Origin of the sequence: Pseudoalteromonas sp. S3260, assembly GCF_005886925.1 — a bacterium.
GTDB classification, from domain to species: Bacteria; Pseudomonadota; Gammaproteobacteria; order Enterobacterales; family Alteromonadaceae; genus Pseudoalteromonas; species Pseudoalteromonas tetraodonis.
Window position 1 is genome coordinate 13,170 of record NZ_PNCV01000041.1, and the last position, 18,954, is coordinate 32,123.

At 42.0% G+C, this 18,954-nt stretch carries 14 protein-coding genes; 6 read left to right on the plus strand and 8 right to left on the minus strand.

The window, feature by feature from the left end; all coding sequences use genetic code 11:
* Positions 1–7: 7 nt before the first annotated feature.
* Positions 8–1,597 (minus strand): alkaline phosphatase, encoded by a 1,590-nt coding sequence (locus CWC14_RS08080; protein ID WP_138562255.1) that lies wholly within the window; start codon positions 1,595–1,597, stop codon positions 8–10.
* Positions 1,598–1,897: 300 nt separating this feature from the next.
* Here CWC14_RS08080 and CWC14_RS08085 point away from each other — a divergent pair, with 300 nt between their 5' ends.
* Both CWC14_RS08085 and CWC14_RS08090 read left to right on the plus strand, forming a co-directional pair.
* Positions 1,898–2,143, plus strand: a complete 246-nt coding sequence (locus tag CWC14_RS08085) for a DUF3297 family protein (RefSeq protein WP_008112798.1) — start codon at positions 1,898–1,900, stop codon at positions 2,141–2,143.
* Between the two features lie 177 nt (positions 2,144–2,320).
* Complete coding sequence (locus CWC14_RS08090; RefSeq protein WP_138562257.1) at positions 2,321–3,181, plus strand: homocysteine S-methyltransferase family protein; 861 nt, start codon at positions 2,321–2,323, stop codon at positions 3,179–3,181.
* Positions 3,182–3,225: 44 nt separating this feature from the next.
* Here CWC14_RS08090 and CWC14_RS08095 read toward each other — a convergent pair whose 3' ends face one another.
* The 3 genes from CWC14_RS08095 to CWC14_RS08105 all read right to left on the minus strand — a co-directional run bounded on the left by CWC14_RS08095 (position 3,226) and on the right by CWC14_RS08105 (position 4,985).
* On the minus strand, positions 3,226–4,062 hold the full coding sequence (locus CWC14_RS08095; RefSeq protein ID WP_138562259.1) for an alpha/beta hydrolase: 837 nt from the start codon (positions 4,060–4,062) through the stop codon (positions 3,226–3,228).
* 72 nt (positions 4,063–4,134) lie between these two features.
* Positions 4,135–4,551 carry a MerC domain-containing protein gene (locus tag CWC14_RS08100; RefSeq protein WP_138562261.1) on the minus strand — a complete coding sequence of 139 codons (417 nt, stop codon included), beginning with the start codon at positions 4,549–4,551 and terminating at the stop codon, positions 4,135–4,137.
* Positions 4,551–4,985, minus strand: coding sequence for a Fur family transcriptional regulator (locus tag CWC14_RS08105; protein ID WP_249928722.1), 435 nt, complete (start codon positions 4,983–4,985; stop codon positions 4,551–4,553). Before CWC14_RS08105 ends, CWC14_RS08100 begins: the two co-directional genes overlap by 1 nt.
* Before the next feature lie 390 nt (positions 4,986–5,375).
* On the opposite strand from CWC14_RS08105, the gene CWC14_RS08110 reads away from it, so the two are divergent.
* From CWC14_RS08110 to CWC14_RS08120, 3 genes are all read left to right on the plus strand, one after another.
* The gene (locus CWC14_RS08110) at positions 5,376–7,799 is read left to right on the plus strand and encodes a TonB-dependent receptor (protein WP_138562263.1); all 2,424 of its coding nucleotides are present in this window, start codon (positions 5,376–5,378) and stop codon (positions 7,797–7,799) included.
* A gap of 32 nt (positions 7,800–7,831) precedes the next feature.
* The gene (locus CWC14_RS08115; RefSeq protein ID WP_138562265.1) at positions 7,832–9,226 is read left to right on the plus strand and encodes a 5-methyltetrahydrofolate--homocysteine methyltransferase; all 1,395 of its coding nucleotides are present in this window, start codon (positions 7,832–7,834) and stop codon (positions 9,224–9,226) included.
* Between the two features lie 154 nt (positions 9,227–9,380).
* A complete protein-coding gene (locus tag CWC14_RS08120; RefSeq protein ID WP_138562267.1) occupies positions 9,381–12,602 on the plus strand; it encodes a S41 family peptidase in 3,222 nt (1,073 codons plus the stop codon).
* A gap of 97 nt (positions 12,603–12,699) precedes the next feature.
* On the opposite strand, the gene CWC14_RS08125 is transcribed toward CWC14_RS08120, so the two are convergent.
* From CWC14_RS08125 to CWC14_RS08140, 4 genes are all read right to left on the minus strand, one after another.
* Positions 12,700–13,998 (minus strand): DEAD/DEAH box helicase, encoded by a 1,299-nt coding sequence (locus tag CWC14_RS08125; RefSeq protein ID WP_138562269.1) that lies wholly within the window; start codon positions 13,996–13,998, stop codon positions 12,700–12,702.
* 149 nt (positions 13,999–14,147) lie between these two features.
* Positions 14,148–15,338, minus strand: coding sequence for an alpha/beta hydrolase-fold protein (locus tag CWC14_RS08130; protein ID WP_138562271.1), 1,191 nt, complete (start codon positions 15,336–15,338; stop codon positions 14,148–14,150).
* A gap of 111 nt (positions 15,339–15,449) precedes the next feature.
* Positions 15,450–17,270 carry a glutamine--fructose-6-phosphate transaminase (isomerizing) gene (gene glmS / locus CWC14_RS08135; protein ID WP_010392174.1) on the minus strand — a complete coding sequence of 607 codons (1,821 nt, stop codon included), beginning with the start codon at positions 17,268–17,270 and terminating at the stop codon, positions 15,450–15,452.
* A 46-nt stretch (positions 17,271–17,316) separates the two neighbouring features.
* Positions 17,317–18,081 (minus strand): DeoR/GlpR family DNA-binding transcription regulator, encoded by a 765-nt coding sequence (locus CWC14_RS08140; protein WP_016898983.1) that lies wholly within the window; start codon positions 18,079–18,081, stop codon positions 17,317–17,319.
* Between the two features lie 162 nt (positions 18,082–18,243).
* On the opposite strand from CWC14_RS08140, the gene CWC14_RS08145 reads away from it, so the two are divergent.
* Positions 18,244–18,771 (plus strand): sugar O-acetyltransferase, encoded by a 528-nt coding sequence (locus CWC14_RS08145; RefSeq protein WP_138562273.1) that lies wholly within the window; start codon positions 18,244–18,246, stop codon positions 18,769–18,771.
* Positions 18,772–18,954 lie beyond the last annotated feature (183 nt).

The window sequence follows — 18,954 nt, forward strand, 5'->3', positions numbered from 1 at the left end:
GCCGCCATTATTGCTGAGTTAGTTCAAGAGCTTGATTAATTAAATGAAATACAACGTTTTGTTCTATAACACCTTGAGCAAGGTGAGCACCTGGGCCCATTGCATGCAATGAAATATCTTCACCTGCATGCGTTTCAGAGCCAAGTGGAACAGTAGCCTCTTGGTGAAAACCTGGCGTATTTGTATCAACACCATTTAGCTCAACACGTCCTGCAACCGCAGCTGTTTCATAGCTTGCATCCGCATCTGTTTCATCAACTAAGTTTCTAAAACCGAGGCCATTTGCATAACCTACTGTGGTGTATGGCATGTTATCAGCAGCTAGCGTTGGCGTAGTTTGGCCAACACCAACCACTTTACCTAAAATTGGGTTACCGCGTTTCGGGTAACCAGCAATAGTAAATACATGACTGTGATCGGCTGTAACTAAAATAAGCGTTTCTTCAGGGTCGGTGTTATCAACGGCAGCTTGAACGGCTTTTGCAAATTCAATAGTGTCGTTAAGTGCGTTAAAAGCATTACCCGCATGGTGAGCATGGTCAATACGGCCCGACTCTACGGTTAAGAAAAAGCCTTTTTCGTTTTTACCCAGTACATCAATCGCTTTAGTTGTCATATCGGTAAGCGACGGCTCACCAGCTATATCGTTGGCACGGTCAGCTTCGTATTGCATGTGCGATTCGTTAAATAAGCCAAAGACTTGGGTTGCATCATCGGCAATAGCATCAAATCCAGCTTGATTCATCACATAAGTGCCATTTGGATATTGTGTTTGCCATTCAGTAACAAGGTTGCGCTCATCAGTACGATCGCCTTCTACGGCGCTCATTGCATCATTTGAATTTGCAGATGCATCTTTAGGTAAAAAGTGACGACGGCCGCCACCCATTACAAAGTCTAAGCCATCAACATCGGTACCTATAAAACGCGCTTCTAGGTTTTTTTCAAAGTTAACTAGCTGTGAGGCAATATCTTCACAGCCTGCATTAACTGCTGCCTCTGGCATGTCTGAGATATCTTCCCAGTTGCGATCAGCTGATTTAGCATACGTTGCACCCGGTGTCGCATGAGTGATACGTGCAGTTGAAACAACACCGGTAGCTAAGCCTTTAATTTCAGCCAGCTCCGTGGCTGTTAATAATTCATTACCGATAGCCGTTGTACAGTTACCTCGTTCAACCTTTTCATCAACCCCAATAACACCCACATCGGTTTTTACCCCTGAGATCATTGCTGTCATGGTGCCTGCTGAATCTGGTGTTTGTGCGTCAACGTTGTAGGTTTTAACTTGTGCTGAGTACGGGAATTTTTCAAAGCTTAAATAGCCTTCTTCGCCCAGCTGGTTGTTTCGTTGACCTTGTAAAATGCGCGCTGCTGTTAAGGTAGAAATACCCATGCCATCACCAACAAATAATATTACATTTTTAGCTTTGGTGCTTTTAACCGCTTGTGCTTGCGTTGTTTTAGTTGTTAGTTTTGTTTGTGCAGCACTGTACCAGCTGCTGTCTTTTTGACTTTGCGGTAGAACATTGGCATGACTAACGGCACTAAACGCACAGGTGAGTGCGATTGCCGCAGCGACTTTTTTAATTTTCATCCGTAATTCCCATTATGTAGTGGTTATTTTTAAAAACTGTGAGCTCAAAAACATCAACCGCTGCACTATAGAAAATAGATGTTACTAATAAAGGTAATTTTAATGACAAGAAGGTGACAGCCAAATTTTATATCAATAGCACCTACTTTGTATTTCCATCGACTGCTTAACCCTTCTCATAATATATGTAACAGCTCTATAAAAGCACATCACAATATATTAGTTTATTGATCTCTTGCTTGAGCCTAAGCTTGCTATTGCCTACAATAGCGCATAATTAATTCAACGCAGATCACTATTATGACTGATACAAACAAACCAGAATTACCTAATCAACTGTCTATTAACCCACGTAGCAAATTTTATGTAGAAGAAGTATTTGAACATGAAATCGGTATTACACTTAACGGTAAAGAGCGTTTTGACGTTGAAGAGTACTGCATCAGCGAAGGTTGGATAAAAGTAGCGGCACCTAAAGCGCTAGACCGTCGCGGCCAGCCATTACTTATGAAAGTAAAAGGCACTGTAGAAGCGTTTTACAAGTAATAGCTTACTTGTAAAAAGAAAAGCGACACCTTACTGGGTAGTCGCTTTTTTTGTGCCTTTTAAAAACAGCTTTAACATGTTGAACTTTTTTCATACTCAACCTGATGAAGCTTCATTATGAATTTTCAAAAAGTATGTTTGAATAGCTTTAATTATTTAGACGTATAGAAGTCCATTGTGAGCAGGTTAATAATATTAGATGGCGGCATGGGTCGTGAACTCAAACGCATGGGCGCGCCGTTTTCACAGCCACTGTGGAGTGCGCAAGGTTTTATAGATGCTGGCGCTGAAATAATTACTGTTAACAGCTATGCATGTGTACCCTTTCACTTGGGTGAAACGCTTTACCAAGCAAAAGGTGCTGCGCTTGCTGAGCAAGCAGCGGTTATTGCAAAAAAGGTGACTCAAAACGCAAAGCAAACGGTACTCGTTGCCGTCTCACTGCCTCCTGCCTTTGGCTCGTATCGTGCTGATTTTTTCCAAAGTGATCGCGCATTTACTATTTTAGATACCCTTTATAAAGCACAAGACGAATATGTAGACATCTGGATTGGTGAAACCATATCAAACATTGAAGAAGCGCGGGTAATGGCAAGCGTACTGAAGAATTCAAACAAGCCATGTTATTACGCATTTACCCTAAGTGATGAAGTAAGCGAACAAGCGACATTGCGCTCTGGTGAATTAGTATCAGACGCTATCCTAGCACTACTCGAATATAAAATAGCGGGCATATTCTTTAACTGCTCTATTCCCGAGGTTATTGAACAAGCGCTGCGCGACACTAATCGCGTGCTAAAACAGCAAAATAAACATGTTGATTTAGGAGCATTTGCGAATGGTTTTACACCAATCGCCAGTGATTATAAAGCCAATGAAGGCTCGCAAGGTTACCGCGATTTATCACCTGCTGAGTATGTAGCATTTGCTAAACAATGGCATAGCCTAGGCGCAACAATTATTGGCGGCTGCTGTGGTATTGGCCCGGAATTTATAGCAGCGCTGGTAAAGTGGAAAAGCGACATTAAAGCGATTTAATATCAATTATTTAACTATAAAAGCATCGAAAATCCATTGCGAGTTTATTGACTGCTTCCCAATACCCAATCAAGCCCTTGTATTGCGGTGGTTGGGAATACGGTTGCATGCTGTGCCCCTTCAATAACAACACTTTTTAATTTTATATTATCACTATTGAGCGCATTAATTTTTTTCACAAGTTGCGCTGCGCCTTCAACCATATTTTGCCCTTCACCAAAGGCTGGCGTTTCCTTTGCCCCAACAGATACATAAACCTTTATTGGCATTTGGGGCTTATTCGCTTTTAACGCTAGCAGTGCATTATTATCAAACCAAACCGACGGGCTGCCAATAATATAATTGCTAAATAGCTCAGGCATCGTAAATAAAACAGCGGCGCCAAATAAGCCGCCTAACGAGTTACCTATATACGTTCTTTGCGTGTTGCTTGCTCGGTAACTTTTTTCGATAAACGGCAGCACAGTCTTTTTTAAAAACAGTGCATGATTTTTAGCGTTACCGGTTTGTTTTTTCCAGTTCAGGGATTGAGTGGGTGTATAATCCCTAACTCGACTACTAGTTCCTCTTGAGCCTTTTTCATAGCTGATCGCCACAATAATAGCCTGTTGCATTTTGCCGCTATTCATTGGAAACCGTGTGGCACCGGCAACGATAGGAAATGCATACGGCGCATCGGTTAAATAAATAACAGGATACGTTTTATTAGGCTCCTTTGCATATGACTTAGGTAGCTGTATAAAAATAGGATACACCCGCTTGGTAGCAGGATCGGTGAGCTCAATAACACTACTTCTAGGGATCTCGTAGGGGGTATTTGCGCTTAATTTAAAACAGATGAAAACACAAAGTAACAGCAAAAGCCTTAAAGCAGTATTCACTAAATTAGTTTACCTAAAAACGATATTTATAATTACAATGCCACATAGTCGCTATTATTAACACTGGCAGTGTTAAACAAGTTGATCTGATTTATCACCTGAACAGGGGCAATTTTCGTTATTCTTTTTAAAACACTGTTGGTAATTAAACCAATGGGCTAGTGCGATAAAAGCGGAGCCAATTAAAGTGAGTGCTTTTTCGGCCTCTTCTTGACCTAGCAATACTGCAATTATCAAAAAAGCTAGACCAACAACTCCACACGCCATATAACGTGTACGTTTGTGCTTTTTACAGCCTAAGCTTAAAGCTAATAAGCTTGTTGGTAATACTGCAGCAAGAACCCATAAGTGAAACTGTTCACCATTTATTTGTAGTACAGCAAAGCTTGGCAACAGCGCTAAAATAACCGGTGTTGCAAAACAATGCACCGTGCACATTAACGAAAGCCCAATGGCAAGCTTATCTGCTGTTGTTTGAGTCAGCTTCATTATTTATCCTTCTTTTTAATTGTGTTTGCGGTACTTTGCTGGCACCCAAAACAAACACCTGAGATTTCTAATTGCGAAGTTGCTGGCGTAAACCCTTTCATTTTCAGTTCCCTAAACAAAGATTTAACCGAATTGTTAAGGTCATTCACCTCACTTGCTTTATTACAAGAGCTACAAATTAAAAACATCGATAGTTGATGCTCTCTATCATCATTAACGTGACTGCACGGTATAAACTTATTTTCTAACTTTAATCTATGTACCAGACCTACCGACTCTAAAAAACCTAATATCCGATAAACGGACATTGCCAAAATCGGTGTATTTATTTGCTTATTAAATTGATCTGTTAACTCATAAGCAGACAAAGGTTTATTTGCTTTCAATAGAATTTCAAATACCTGCTGACGTTTTGGCGTTAATTTTTTTTTCAAAGGCTTCACATCTTTTTATCGCAAAGCCCATCATCTCTTTAAATCGCTGCTTTTTCATATTACCCACTCTAATGTAGTGGGCTGATGTTTTAACTTTGCCATCCTTGTTGCTCAATGCCTCCGCTGTGGTTTTATCTAAAAATTTATTAACTAGAGATAAATAAATGTAACAACTAACTTTTGCTTTACAGCAAACAGATCCCCCACGAACAACACCTAAATAATGACAGAAGCACTTAACGCACTGAATTTAAATAAAAATTAAACTTAAGTTATGTAGGTGAAGTAGCCAAATTATATATCCTGAGTGATTTTTAGTTAATTAACTATTGATACAATATAACATTTCAAGCACAATTGATACAATATAACATTCGTAAAGGAATTCATATGACACGAAAATCTCAATTAGCTTTGTTTATAGCAGCCCTACTACCAACAAATGCACTTGCAAATACCATCGAAGGTGTTGTTCTAAACAACCAAGGTAAAGTGGTGACTAATGCAACTGTAGAAGTTGAAGGCTCAGATATAACAGCAGTAACAGATGCAAGCGGTAAGTTCGTAATAACTGATTTAAAAAGTGGTTTAAAAGAACTTCATATTACCGCCCCTGGTTATGCCCATCTGCATCGAGATATCACATTTAGTGATGATAAAAGCCAGTCAATTACCTTTAACTTAGAACGTTCACCCATTGAAGTAATTGATATTGAAGCGACGCCTATTCACATGTCGGCAATGGAATCCTCGTCTCCCGTTAGCGTGTTATCTGGCGAACAATTAAGACGGCAGCAAGCTGCAACCCTTGGCGATAGCCTTGAAAAACTCCCGGGGGTTAATACTAACTTTCATGCAAAAGTAGCCAGTACTCCTATTATTCGTGGCTTAAGCGGGCCGCGTGTTCTAATTACACAAAATGGCCTTGATGTCAGTGATGTTTCGCGCGTTGGCCCTGATCACTCAGTCGCATCAGAGGCATCAACCGCAAAACAAATCGAAGTATTACGTGGCCCTGCCACATTATTTTATGGCAGCGGCGCCATTGGTGGTGTGGTTAATGTAGTTGATAATCGTGTCCCTACCGACAGCACAACTCGCGGCGAATGGAACCTTGAGCACAACTCTGTTGATAATCAAAAAGTAGCCTCGTTTAACGCCACTACAGGAACTGATTCTTTTGCATTTTATGCCGACGCCTTTTGGCGTGAAGCCGATGACTATGAAATACCCGTGGCCGCTGAATTAGCCCATGATGACCATGACCATGACCATGACCATGAAGAACATAGTAGCGATTACACCGTTGCAAATAGTAATGAAGAGTCTGACGGCTTTACCTTAGGTACTAGCTACCTCTTTGATCAAGGTTTTGTAGGTATAGCTGTTGAGCAATTTAATCGTCAATACGGCATTCCAGGCCACACCCATGGTGGCGAAGATGTTAATAGCGCTGAGGAAAGCGTATATGCCGACTTAGAGCAAACTAAAGTGCAGTTGCTAGGTGAATATAACCTTGATAACAAATGGCTTAATAGAGTAAACCTGCGCGCAGGTTTTACAGATTACGAACATGCTGAAATTAAACATGGCGCAGTGGGTACCACGTTTGAAAATGAAACCAATGAGTTACGCGTAGACTTAATGCATAACCCGTTTGCGCAGTGGAATGGTGGTTTGAGCTTTCATTACAAACACAGTGATGTTGAAGCGCAAGGCTCTGAGGCATTCACACCACCGTCACAAACACAAAGCTTTGCTATAGCACTGATGGAAGAAAAACACTTTGGTGACTTTTTAGTGCAACTAGGTGGCCGAGTTGAACGGGTAACCATCGATGCTGATAACGTGTTACTACCTAACATAGATGCACACGCACACGATTACACCGGTGTTCATGACGATCATGCTCATGAAGAACATGCCGGCAATACTCGCGTATTTGACGTAGAGCAAGAATTCACTCCTGTCAGTTTATCAACGGGTGTTGTGTGGGATTTCGCACCTAGTTACAACTTAGGCTTGTCGGTATCTCGTTCTGAGCGTGCTCCTTCGGTGTCTGAGCTATTATCATTCGGCCCTCACATTGGAACTGGTACTTATGAAGTAGGCGCACTATTTGATATTCATGAAGACGGCCATTTTGGTTTATCTGAGCAAGCGCTTGACCTAGAAACAGCAAACAATATTGATTTAACGTTTCGTAAAACCCAAGGTGATATCGGTTTCATTCTTAATGCTTTCTACAACCAAGTCGACAATTATTATTACCAAATCGACACAGGCCTATTCGTCGAAAGCGGCCACGACCATGGTGATGAAGAAGGCCATGATCACGCCCACGAACACGACCACTCATCTGAACTCCCAGTTTATTTATTTAAAACAGATGACGTAATTTTGCATGGCTTTGAAGCCCAATTTGCATGGCAGTTAACCAATGAATTTAAAGTAGATTTATTCTCAGATTACGTTCGTGCACGCCTTAAAGACGGTGGCGATTTACCACGCACACCACCGCTACGTTTTGGTACTGAGTTTAGCTACCAAACAAATAAGCTGAGTGCGCACCTTCACGTAACTCGTTATCAAGAGCAAGACCGTACCGCGCCAGAAGAAACAACCACAAACGGCTACACCATACTTGATGCCAGCGTTTCATATGACTTATCAGTGCTAAATCAAGATGTGTCTGTGTATCTACGTGGCACTAACTTAACAGACACAGAAGCGCGCGTGCATAGCTCATTTTTAAAGAATATAGCACCACGTCCAGGTCGTAGCTTTGCACTAGGTATTCGCGGTTACTTTTAAGCGCTAAAAAATTATAAATAAAGGAAATTAACATGACTAAACTATTCAAATTAAAATTAATTGCACTGGCAATAAGCAGCACATTAATCACCGCTTGTGGTGATGCAGAAACAAACATTGTTGAAAAAGACCCAATAGAAGTACCTGATGACGGCCACGATCATGACGATGGTGGCGACCACGGTGATGAATACACTATTGATTCATTAGGTAGGCTTGCGATACTTGCTGGCGATAGCAACGAAGCGAACTTTTTCGACTTAGACGACAATGAGCTTCTTGATACATTCACTCTTACTAATGATTCAAACACGCTATCGTCGTCGCCTGACTTTCGTTATGCCGTGATTGCTAGCCGCGCTCAAGATTACCTCGGCTTTATAGACAGTGGCTTATGGCGTGAAGATCACGGCGCGCACCTTCATGATTACGAACAAAGCCCTGAGTTTAGCAGTTATGAGCTAACTAGCGGCAGTCGCCCTACTCACTTGGTAAAGCACGATGGTAAATTAGCGGTATTTTACGATGGTGATGCAGCATCAGGCACAACTGCGTCTGTTGAAGTATTAACAGATAACGACATAACAAACGCAACAGCGACCTTACCTGGTATTAGTTACGACATTAATATGCATGGTGTAGCTGAACCTCATGGAGAGCATTTATTAGCGACCATTCGCCGCGATGATGCCGAAAGTACATCAAACGCTAAAATTTTGCCGGATCAGGTAGGTGTTTATCACTTTCATGATGGCGAATACGAACTTGAACAAACGTTAGAGTTAACATGCCCTGATTTGCACGGCGCAGCACAAAACCATGATTACGTAGCCTTCGGCTGTAGTGACGGTGTGCTATTAGCTCACCAGCATGATGACGAATATCACGCTGAAAAAGTAATAAATATTGCTGCAGTAGGTGACTTACGCATTGGAAGTATATACGGCCATGAGGGCAGCGAAACCTTTATTGGTGTTGCATCTGGTCACGGCGGCCCTGCTGTGATTGTGAGTATAAATCCTGCGAAAGCTGAAATGGAAGAATTTGAATGGCAACTAGCTGATGGCGCAAGCGCTGTTTCTTACTCTTTCTCTGCCAACGGTGAGCACTTTTTAGTTTTAGACAGCCTAGGTTTTTTAAACGTGCTTGAGGCACATGCGCACGACGATCACATACACTGGGAGCTAGCAGGTCAAGTTGATATTACACAAGAAGATGTAACAACAATGCCTGAAGGCATGAAGTTTAGTATGACAGTAGCGCAAAATGGTCAGTTTGCTTACGTAGCCGACCCAATAGCCCAACACGTTGTACAAGTACACCTAGAAGACTTAGAAATTGAAGGTGAACTAGAACTTACATTCCCACCAGCCGCGATCACTTGGTTAGGTATTGCACAAGAGGAAGAGCACGACCACGTACATTAATTTTACGTTTTAAAAAGAGTACTCCCTTGAAGGTTGGCATTTTAATGCCAACCTTTTTTATTCACATTTTGTAACAGACCTTTTATCGTAAGTGCATCGCTATTTTGCACCTTATTGTTATGATGGGATAGCTATTAATATAGGATGTAATTCCATGAAAAAACTAACAACATTGGCTCTTGCCTTGGCTGCAGCAATCGCGCCGGGTGTATCGGCCTATGAGACTAAAGACACTCGTTTACTCCGCTTTCCAGATATCCATAACCAAACCGTTACCTTTGTCTACAGTGGCGATATTTATATTGCGAATACGCAAACAGGCGAAAGCAAACGCTTAACCGACCATATTGGCTTTGAAACATTTCCTAAGTTTTCCCCTGACGGTAAGCGCATTGCATTTTCAGCCGAGTATAACGGTAGCCGACAAATTTATGTGATCAACAGTGACGGTTCAAACCTAAAGCAACTTACTTATTATAATGACGTTGGCCCAATGCCACCGCGTGGAGGTTTTGATTACCGCGTTTTAGATTGGACCGCCGATGGTAAAAATGTGGTATTTAGAGCTAACCGCACACCATGGGGAAAACGTATGGGCCGCCCTTACATGGTTCCTGCAGATGGCGGACTTGAACAGCCATTAGCGATTCCAGAAACTGGTGGCGGCATGCTATCTCCAGATGGCAGCAAATATGTTTATACGCCAATTGATCGAGAATTTCGTACGTGGAAACGTACTCGTGGTGGTCGTGCGCAAGATGTATGGATTTATGATTTAGAAAAAAACACCTCAGAACAACTAACTACAAACCGTGCAACCGACCAGCAACCAACTTGGGTTGGTGACGATATTTACTTTGTGTCTGACCGTGATTACACGCTAAACCTTTACCAGTACCGTAAAGGCAGCGAACCAAAAAAACTTACCAACTATAAAAACTTTGACGTACTTTGGCCTTCAGCTGGCCCAAATGCGATTGTTTATGAAAACGGCGGTTATTTATATCGCTTTGACGCAAAAACACAAAAAAGCGCTAAGCTAAGCATTAACATTGCTGGCGTGCGCCAGTACGCATTGCCGTATAGCAAAAATGTTAGCGATTTTATTGATTCTATGTCGCTCTCTCACGATGGTAAACGCGCTGTATTTACTGCCCGTGGTGAGCTATTTAGTGTACCAATTAAACAAGGGCCTACACGCAACTTATCTTACACAGAAAAAAGCCGCGAAATAGATGCAAGCTGGTCACCAAATGGGCGTTACATTGCTTACATGAGCGATGAAAGCGGCGAGTACGAAATTTACTTAAAAGATCGCAGTAAAAACAATGCCATTAAGCAACTTACTAGCAATGGTACCATTTGGCGCTTTACGCCTATTTGGTCACCCGATAGCGCTAAGCTATTGTTTTCAGATAAAAACAACACACTTTGGTGGTTAGATGCAAAATCGGGCAAGCAACACAAAATTGATACCGGTATTTACGACGAAGACGGCATTACTCAATATACTTGGTCGCCTAACAGCCAAGACATTGTATTTGTTAAAAATAACGAAAACCGTTATGCCTCGCTATGGCACTACAACCTTAAAAAGAAAAAGGTAACGCGCTTAACAGACGAAATGAGTAATGAGCAAAACCCTACTTTTTCGCCTGATGGTCAATACCTTTACTTTAGCTCAGAGCGCGACTTTAACCTGGCATTTAGTAGCTACGAGTTTGATTACATGTTTAATCGTGCAACTCGTATTTATGCAGCTGCAGTAAACGATAGTGTTAAACCGCTTATTGCCTTACAAAGTGACGAAGCCACGATTGTCCAAGATAAAGAAGATGAAAAAGAAGACGACAAAAAAGTTAAAAATGCACTGCAAAGCAATGACTTTATGCAACGTGTTACCGCACTTAATGCCCCAGCGGGCGATTACCGTGGCTTAACTGCAGTAAAAGACGGCGTACTAACTCTTGCTAATGGCGGTTTACAGCTAATAGGCACCGATCACAACAGTGAGCTAGAAACAGTCGCCAAAGGCGTTAGTAATTACACTATTTCAAGCAATAGCGAACACCTACTTGTACATACAGGTGGCGGTTACAGCTTAATTGAACCTAAGCCAAAGCAAGACCTAGACGCCAACAAGCTAGATTTAAGCAAAATGACGCTTAAAATCAACCCGCAAGCTGAGTGGCAACAAATGTACGTAGAAGGCTGGCGCACACTGCGTGACTGGTTCTACGACGAAAATCACCACGGTCAAGATTGGGATGCTATTTTAGCTAAATACCAACCTATGGCTGATGCTATTAGCCACCGTAGCGACCTTGATTACGTACTTAGCGAAATTGCCGGCGAAATTAACTCAGGTCATATTTACGTGCAATCGGGCGATATGCCAAAAGCCGAACGTAAAAATCACGGTTTATTAGGCGCTAAGCTTGCAAGCGACCCATCTGGTTACGTAAAAATAGAGCAAATCTTTAAAGGTGAAAACTGGCATGACGATTTCCGCTCACCGCTGGGGACTACTGGTGTAAAAGCACATAACGGCGATTACATTATTGCGGTAAATGGCCGCTCGGTTAAAGACGTTGCTAACTTTTACGAACTCCTTGAAAACACCCAAGGCGAGCAAGTAGAGCTAGTGCTAAACAGCAAACCGCGTAGCAAAGGTGCGTGGCAAGTAACAGTAAAACCGGTAGCCAGTGAGCAAGGTCTACGTTATTTAGATTGGGTTAACTCGCGTGCAGCCTACGTTAATAAGCTATCAAATGGGCGTATTGGCTATGTGCACCTGCCAAATACAGCCTATGAGGGTAACCGCGCCATGTTTAAAAACTACATGCCGCAAACAACCAAAGATGCCATGATTATTGATGACCGTTACAATGGCGGTGGTTTTATTCCTGAGCATATGATCACTTGGCTTGCGCGTAAACCGCTTAACTATTGGAAACGCCGTGGTGTAGAGCCAACTAAAACACCGCAGTTTGCGCACAATGGTCCTAAAGCCATGCTAATAAATGGCTATTCAAGTTCTGGTGGTGACGCAATCCCTTACTACTTCCGCCAGGCTGGTCTAGGTAAGCTAATTGGTACCCGTACATGGGGTGGCTTAATTGGTATTTCTGGTAACCCAAGCCTTGTAGACGGCGGACAAGTAATTGCTGCTACATTCCGTATTTTAGACACAAAAGGTAACTGGATCATAGAAAACGAAGGTGTTGCACCAGATATTAAAGTAATTGATCGTCCAGAGCTTATTTATAAAGGCCAAGATCCATCAATAGAGCGTGCTGTACAAGAGTTATTAAAGGAGCTTAAAGAAAATCCTAAACAACCCTTAGTGATACCACCAGCACCTTCTAAGTTTTAATTTGCTGCATAGCTAAACAAGCTAATACCAATAAAAAACCCTGCAAATTTGCAGGGTTTTTTATGACTTGGATTTAATGACTTATATGTATTAAGGCTTATCTTTTTCTCCAGCCGCTCCATACATCATCTTCTTGGTTGGCTTTTTTCTTCTTTTTCTTACCTGTACCTTCTGGCTTGGCCATTGGCTTGTCGTTTTTTAGCGCCTCAGCCGCATCAAGGTTGGCTTGGTTTACAGCAAAACCTGCTACCTCTTCGCGCTCTAAGCGAAGTTTGTTTTTCTTTTCGATAATTCTAAAGTGATGGAAGTCTTCATAATCAATTAACGATAACGCTAAACCGACTTCACCAGCACGGCCGCTTCGGCCAATACGGTGCATATAATCAGCTGGGCTACGCGGTAAGTTAAAGTTAATAACAACAGGCAGTTTGGCAATATCTAAACCACGGGCTGCTATATCGGTGGCAATTAGTACTTCTATTTCGCCAGCTTTAAATTTTTCAATTACGCGAGTACGCTCACTTTGACCTTTATCACCATGGAATACTTGTGCGTTCACGCCGCGTTTTTCAAGCTTGCTGGCTAAGTGCTCACAATCTTTTTTAGCGTTGACAAAAATAAGTGCTTGGCGCCATTGATGCGCTTTAATTAAGTGCGCTAAAACCGTGGTTTTCTCGCCTTTATTAACCGTAAATACGCGCTGAACTAAAGTGCTTTCGTCTTTGCTTTGTACTTGTATTTCAACAGGGTTGGTTAACAGCTTTTGTGTTAATTGTGTGACTTGCTCTGGGAAAGTCGCTGAAAACAACATGGTTTGCTTTTTAGCAGGCATAAGCGCTAATAGCTCAGCAAGCTCTTCGGTAAAGCCAAGGCTTAACATGCGATCAGCTTCATCAAGCACTAAGGTTGAAACTTTATCAAGCTTAATCGCATTGCTTGATATTAAGTCGAGTAAACGCCCTGGGGTTGCCACGATAATATCGGCACCACCACGTAGTGCCTGCATTTGGGTATTAACCGACACACCACCAAATACCGCCACCGTTTTAATGGCGCCATTAAAGTTAGCAGAATACGATTTAACACTATCGGCTACCTGCACTGCCAGCTCGCGAGTAGGCACTAAAATAAGCCCTGTTACAAAGTTGCCTTTGCTCGGCGCTTTATTAGCACCTTGCGCTAAAAATAGCGTTTGTAGCATAGGCAAAGCAAAGGTTGCAGTTTTACCTGAGCCGGTATTTGCCCCCGCAATTAAATCGCTACCAGCAAGTACATTTGGGATCGCCTTAGCTTGAATTGGCGTAGGTTGGCTATATTGCAAATCAGTTAAACGAGCTTGTAGCTCTGGAATAAGGCCAAGATCGTTAAAAGTACTAGGGCTTGCGGCTGAGGTCATATTTATTACGGGCTTATTGCTAAAAAGTAGCCTGTAATTTTAGCGTATTTAGCAACTATTAAGTAGAGGTTAGTGATTTAAATAATATTTAGCTACAGGTAATAAAAAGACGCTTGCGCGTCATTTTTATTTAACAGTAACTAAAAACTCTAGTTACGTTTATCTAGCTCTACCTGTAACCTAGCTTTTGTTTCTTTTAAGTAGTTTATATAAGGATATGAGTCATCTGCAATGGCTAATGCAGACTCCATCTGTTCAAGTGCTTGGCGAGTATCACCCTGCATTTCATAGCCATAAGATAAAGCTGAAAGCGCATCGACTGATTTGGGGTGGTTTTTTAAATTGTACTTAAACACCTCAATAGCACGGGTAAACTGCTTGCTGCCCGTTAGGTTATAACCGAGTGATCTAACAGCACGGTCTGGTGGAGATATCTGCTCGCCCCATTGTTGAGATAATGTTTTGTAATAACCATCAATAGAGGCTACATCGTCAGTTAAAGCACTTATAGGCATTTGTTTAGGTAAAAATAAGTTGTAGTAGGCATTAAATACGCCAGCAGCAGTGGTTAAGCCATGCGAGATGCCATCAAACGCATCATTAAAAAAGCGTAACCCTCGCGCTTTATGCGATTGCAGTGATTGCTGTAATTCATCATACCTTTCTCGCATTATGCCGGCTTCTTCGCCGATATTGATATAAACGTAACTGTTAAGCTCTTTGTTTTTAGTTATAAACGATTTTGTACTTTTTACCATTGCGCCATAATTCCACCAAACTGCAGGGCTATACGCAATATGCGCTTGAAATAGTTCGGGATTTGCCTGCAACGCGTATAGCGCAAATACACCGCCCGCAGATGCGCCAGCAATCACTTTATAGTCATGCGTGCGATAGTTCTTATTTACTAAAGGAATGAGCTCTTGCTCAAAGAACGCTAAAAACGTTGCAGCACCGCCCCCTTCACCAACTGGGCCCTGTGGCTCTTTATTCACTGTAGGGTAAAAATCTCTAAATCGATTAGTGTTTTCAATAGCGACAATAATAACCTCAGGCGCACGATTATCATTTTGTAAGCGCTCAATAACAGCACTTGCAAGCGGTATATTACCCGCTCCATCTAAGCGATAAACAACTGGGTATACCTTATTTGGCTGAGCTTGGTAGCTTTTAGGCAATTGCACGACAACTGTGCGTTCTTCGTTTAAAACAGCCGATTTAATAGTGTGCATGAACTGAGAGTCATCAGCACTTTGCTGTTTAATGCCAGCTTGTGCAAAGGCACTTTGTGAACTAAAAGCAAAAAAGCTAAAAAAACAAATAACGGTTAATAAACGCATAACTAATCCCTTAGAGAATAATAAGTTACTTAAGCTAACAGAGTTTCAGGCACAAAAAAAGCGCATTGAGCGCTTTTTTTAACATTAATAAAAACCTATAACCTTTTGATTTTACTCAACTGTAACCGATTTTGCTAGGTTACGTGGTTGGTCAACGTCAGTGCCTTTAATGACCGCTACATAGTACGACAGTAACTGTAGTGGAATTGTATATACAACAGGGGCAATTACGTCATCTACGTGGTTTACGTTGATTACACGCATTGTGTCGTCTGACTCAAAGTGTGAGTCTTTATCAGCGAATACATAAATGATGCCGCCGCGAGCACGTACTTCTTCTACGTTTGATTTAAGCTTTTCAAGCAATTCATTGTTTGGTGCTACAACAATAATTGGCATGTCGGCATCAATAAGCGCTAATGGGCCGTGTTTAAGCTCACCTGCTGCGTAGGCTTCAGCGTGAATGTATGAAATCTCTTTAAGCTTAAGTGCGCCTTCCATCGCGATTGGGTATTGCGACCCGCGACCTAAAAACAGTGAATGGTGTTTATCAGCAAATTCTTCAGCAAGGTCTGCAATGCCATCAGCCAATAGTAGCGTTTCTTCTAATTTAGCTGGTAGCAGTTTAATAGCGTTAACAATCGCGCTTTGATCTAAGCCTTTCTCTTGCGCAATAGACGCAGTAAGCATTAACAAACCAACAAGCTGTGTAGTAAATGCTTTAGTAGAGGCTACACCAATTTCAGCGCCTGCTTTGGTCATAAAGGCAAGGTCTGATTCTCGCACAAGCGATGAGCCAGGTACGTTACAAATAGTCATTGACCCCATATAGCCTTGCTCTTTAGCTAAACGCAGTGCAGCTAAAGTATCAGCCGTTTCGCCTGATTGTGAAATAGTTACTAGTAGGCTATTTTCGTGTACAAATGACTGACGGTAACGGAACTCAGAGGCAATTTCTACGTTACAGCTAACACCTGCATATTGCTCAAGCCAGTAACGAGCAACCATACCTGAGTGGTATGACGTACCACAGGCAATAATTTGTACGTGTTTTACGTCTTTAAATATTTGCTGTGCGCTATCGCCAAAAGCATCAATCGCTACGCGGTCATCGTTTAAACGTCCTTCAAGGGTGTTACGTACTGCAAGTGGCTGCTCATAAATTTCTTTTAGCATGTAGTGACGGTAATCACCTTTGCCTGATGCATCTTGTGTGATGTTTGATTCAACAACTTCACGCTCAACCGCGTTGCCATCTGCATCAAAAATTTCTACAGTGTCGCGAGTAATACGCGCTACATCACCTTCTTCTAAGAAGATAAAGCTGCGAGTCACTGGTAATAATGCAAGTTGATCAGAAGCAATAAAGTTTTCACCAAGGCCTAAACCAATAACTAACGGGCTACCTGAGCGCGCTACAATAATTTCGTTATCATTCGCTTTATCAAACACAACGGTACCAAATGCACCTTCAAACTGTTTAACGGCAGCTTGAACTGACGCTAATAAAGTGGTGTGCTGCTGACGTAACTGATGAATTAAATGCACCATGACTTCAGTGTCGGTGTCTGATAAAAACTCGTAACCGTCGCCTTTAAGTGCTGCACGCAAACTTGCGTGGTTTTCAATGATTCCGTTATGTACAAGTGCTAATTGATTACTTGAAACATGTGGGTGAGCATTGGCTTCAGTTACACCGCCATGAGTCGCCCAACGAGTGTGTGCAATACCTGTGTGGCCGCTAACACCAGCTTGTTCAAGTGCTGACTCTAAGTTTACAACCTTACCAACTGCTTTAACTGTATTCAGTGTATTGCCTTCAAGTAAAGCTACACCTGCTGAGTCATAACCGCGGTACTCAAGACGCTTAAGGCCTTCAACTAAGATTTTATTTACTGGACGTTCTGCAACAGCCCCAACGATTCCACACATAGTGTCTCCATTAATTTTTTAATTCTAGCAACTTACGTTTTAGTTGCTATTCCATAATTTCTGCGCAAATTAGTTTTACACCACACGCCTCTATGGCTGCACGTTTATCACTTGCTAAGCCACTGTCGGTTATTAATGTGGTTACTGTTTGCCACGGTAATTCTAAATTTGGTATTTTTCGGCCAATCTTTTCTGACTCAACCAGCACAATAACTTCGCGCGCCGCTTTAGCCATCACTTGGCTTAATCCAACAAGTTCATTAAACGTGGTTGTTCCACGCGCTACATCAATGCCATCGGCACCTATAAATAGCTGATCAAAATCATATGAGCATAGAACATTTTCAGCTACTTGCCCTTGAAACGATTCTGAATGCGGATCCCACGTGCCACCTGTCATCAAAAGGGTTGGCTCGTTTTCAAGTGCTAATAAACGTGTTGCCACTTTAATTGCGTTAGTCATAACAACTAACCCCTGCTTGGTAGCCAACTCAGGGATCATCGCTGCAGTAGTGCGGCCGCTGTCAATAATAATGCGGTTATGATCTTTTATAAGCGCCGCTGCTGCCTTAGCAATCGCTACTTTGCGCTTAGAATCGATCTCATCGCTTACTATCTCTTTTGGTAGCGCAATAGCACCGCCGTAACGGCGCAGCAACAAGCCACTTTTTTCAAGCGCGGTTAAGTCTTTTCGAATGGTTACTTCTGATGTTTGAAACTGTTCAGCAAGAGTCTCAACAGCCACTTCACCAAGCTCATTTACTTGGCTAAGGATCAGATGACGGCGTTGCTGGGTGTTTCGTTTGGTCATTAAGTAACTGCTATTAAGTTTCGTTTCGAAAGTTAGGGGATTTTAAACGAAACATAATAAATGGCAAGTGAATGCATAAAAATAAAGCAGTTTTATTCAAATTATCATCATGCTTAAAGTAGGTTAAGCTAGGCACCATTATTTAAGTTAAACAAAATTGATATGCAGTCATTTAATAGTATTAGTAAAGAGAATCTAGCGCAGCGTAAAACTGTGCACGAAATTTGCCGCTTATTTAATAAAAGCCCCAGTAAAGGTAATTTAAAGCGAATAAAAGAATTATGCTCACACTGTGGTGATGGAGTAATTATTGAATCGGGCTTTCATTGTGACTATGGTAGTCAAATACAAATAGGTGATCGTACTTTTATAAACATTAACTGCACTGTATTGGATGCCCCCATTAGTGAGGGTGCAATTACCATTGGCAGTGATTGTTTAATTGGCCCTAACGTTCAACTATTGGCCGTTTCGCATGCTGTGAACCCCACAGAGCGGCTCAATAAAGAAAACTTTGGAGCACCGATAATCATTGGCAATAACGTGTGGATTGGCGCGGGAGTTATTGTGTTAGCTGGCGTTACCATTGGCGAAAACGCTGTTGTTGGTGCTGGTTCAGTGGTAACTAAGAGCATTGCATCAAATACTGTGGTTGCCGGCAATCCAGCACGTGAAATAAGAAAGTGCTAAGGATCATCGTTAAGCCTTAGGCTCACATTTACCCTTATACCTCGAACCCGTATTTTCACTTTATTCCAGATGCAAAAAAGCCCGGCTCTTTTGAGTCGGGCTTGCTTGTATTTGGAGTCTGGTAATGACTTGGTGCCCACAGCACTAGAGAGTACATAATCAAGTAAGCGTCCGGCCAACCAC